Annotated in this window: 1 rRNA gene; it reads right to left on the reverse strand. The window is 52.6% G+C overall.

Annotated features, from left to right (window positions below):
• Window positions 1-7: 7 nt before the first annotated feature.
• Window positions 8-2,938, reverse strand: a 23S ribosomal RNA gene (locus AMR95_RS10595).
• Between the last annotated feature and the right edge of the window lie 95 nt (window positions 2,939-3,033).

Here is a 3,033-nt window from a genome sequence, read left to right on the forward strand (position 1 = left end):
TAGAATATAGGTTAAGTCCTCGATCTATTAGTATCTGTCAGCTCCACGTGTCACCACGCTTCCACCTCAGACCTATCAACCTGATCATCTTTCAGGGATCTTACTTCCTTGCGGAATGGGAAATCTCATCTTGAGGGGGGCTTCATGCTTAGATGCTTTCAGCACTTATCCCGTCCGCACATAGCTACCCAGCGATGCCCTTGGCAGAACAACTGGTACACCAGCGGTGCGTCCATCCCGGTCCTCTCGTACTAAGGACAGCTCCTCTCAAATTTCCTGCGCCCGCGACGGATAGGGACCGAACTGTCTCACGACGTTCTGAACCCAGCTCGCGTACCGCTTTAATGGGCGAACAGCCCAACCCTTGGGACCGACTACAGCCCCAGGATGCGATGAGCCGACATCGAGGTGCCAAACCTCCCCGTCGATGTGGACTCTTGGGGGAGATAAGCCTGTTATCCCCGGGGTAGCTTTTATCCGTTGAGCGATGGCCCTTCCATGCGGAACCACCGGATCACTAAGCCCGACTTTCGTCCCTGCTCGACTTGTAGGTCTCGCAGTCAAGCTCCCTTGTGCCTTTACACTCTGCGAATGATTTCCAACCATTCTGAGGGAACCTTTGGGCGCCTCCGTTACATTTTAGGAGGCGACCGCCCCAGTCAAACTGCCCACCTGACACTGTCTCCCTGCCCGATAAGGGCAGCGGGTTAGAAGGTCAATACAGCCAGGGTAGTATCCCACCGATGCCTCCACCGAAGCTAGCGCTCCGGTTTCCAAGGCTCCTACCTATCCTGTACAAGCTGTACCAACATTCAATATCAGGCTGCAGTAAAGCTCCACGGGGTCTTTCCGTCCTGTCGCGGGTAACCTGCATCTTCACAGGTACTATAATTTCACCGAGTCTCTCGTTGAGACAGTGCCCAGATCGTTGCGCCTTTCGTGCGGGTCGGAACTTACCCGACAAGGAATTTCGCTACCTTAGGACCGTTATAGTTACGGCCGCCGTTTACTGGGGCTTCAATTCGCACCTTCGCTTACGCTAAGCGCTCCTCTTAACCTTCCAGCACCGGGCAGGCGTCAGCCCCTATACTTCGCCTTACGGCTTCGCAGAGACCTGTGTTTTTGCTAAACAGTCGCCTGGGCCTATTCACTGCGGCTTCTCGGGGCTTTAACACCCTAAGAAGCACCCCTTCTCCCGAAGTTACGGGGTCATTTTGCCGAGTTCCTTAACGAGAGTTCTCTCGATCACCTTAGGATTCTCTCCTCGCCTACCTGTGTCGGTTTGCGGTACGGGCACCTCTCACCTCGCTAGAGGCTTTTCTTGGCAGTGTGGAATCAGGAACTTCGCTACTAAATTTCGCTCGCCATCACAGCTCAGCCTTTACGGGAAACGGATTTGCCTATTTCCCAGCCTAACTGCTTGGACGCGGATATCCAATACCGCGCTTACCCTATCCTCCTGCGTCCCCCCATTGCTCAAATGGTGAGGAGGTGGTACAGGAATATCAACCTGTTGTCCATCGCCTACGCCTTTCGGCCTCGGCTTAGGTCCCGACTAACCCTGAGCGGACGAGCCTTCCTCAGGAAACCTTAGGCATTCGGTGGACGGGATTCTCACCCGTCTTTCGCTACTCATACCGGCATTCTCACTTCTAAGCGCTCCACCAGTCCTTCCGGTCTGGCTTCACAGCCCTTAGAACGCTCTCCTACCACTGTTCGTAAGAACAGTCCGCAGCTTCGGTGATACGTTTAGCCCCGGTACATTTTCGGCGCAGAGTCACTCGACCAGTGAGCTATTACGCACTCTTTAAATGGTGGCTGCTTCTAAGCCAACATCCTGGTTGTCTAAGCAACTCCACATCCTTTTCCACTTAACGTATACTTTGGGACCTTAGCTGGCGGTCTGGGCTGTTTCCCTTTCGACTACGGATCTTATCACTCGCAGTCTGACTCCCAAGGATAAGTCATCGGCATTCGGAGTTTGACTGAATTCGGTAACCCGGTAGGGGCCCCTAGTCCAATCAGTGCTCTACCTCCGAGACTCTTACCTTGAGGCTAGCCCTAAAGCTATTTCGGAGAGAACCAGCTATCTCCAGGTTCGATTGGCATTTCACCCCTACCCACACCTCATCCCCGCACTTTTCAACGTGCGTGGGTTCGGGCCTCCATTCAGTGTTACCTGAACTTCACCCTGGACATGGGTAGATCACCTGGTTTCGGGTCTACGACCACGTACTCATGCGCCCTATTCAGACTCGCTTTCGCTGCGGCTCCGCATCTTCTGCTTAACCTTGCACGGGATCGTAACTCGCCGGTTCATTCTACAAAAGGCACGCCATCACCCGTTAACGGGCTCTGACTACTTGTAGGCACACGGTTTCAGGATCTATTTCACTCCCCTTCCGGGGTGCTTTTCACCTTTCCCTCACGGTACTGGTTCACTATCGGTCACTAGGGAGTATTTAGCCTTGGGAGATGGTCCTCCCGGATTCCGACGGAATTTCACGTGTTCCGCCGTACTCAGGATCCACTCTGGAGAGAACAACATTTCAGTTACAGGGCTGTTACCTTCTTTGGCGGGCCTTTCCAGACCTCTTCGCTTATATCGTTCCTTTGTAACTCCGTATAGAGTGTCCTACAACCCCAAGAGGCAAGCCTCTTGGTTTGGGCTGTTCCCGTTTCGCTCGCCGCTACTCAGGGAATCGCATTTGCTTTCTCTTCCTCCGGGTACTTAGATGTTTCAGTTCCCCGGGTATGCCTTCTCATACTCTATGTATTCAAGTATGGATACTACTCCATTACGAGCAGTGGGTTTCCCCATTCGGAAATCTCCGGATCAAAGCTTGCTTACAGCTCCCCGAAGCATATCGGTGTTCGTCCCGTCCTTCATCGGCTCCTAGTGCCAAGGCATCCACCGTGCGCCCTTTCTAACTTAACCATTTCTTACTTTAGAAAGAATCACTATGTGTGATGAACTTTGCATTGCATTCAATGTGAATGTATTACTTATTGTTATCTAGTTTTCAAAGAACA

This window comes from Bacillus sp. G1(2015b) (genome assembly GCF_001482475.1).
Taxonomy (GTDB): domain Bacteria; phylum Bacillota; class Bacilli; order Bacillales; family Bacillaceae; genus Bacillus; species Bacillus safensis.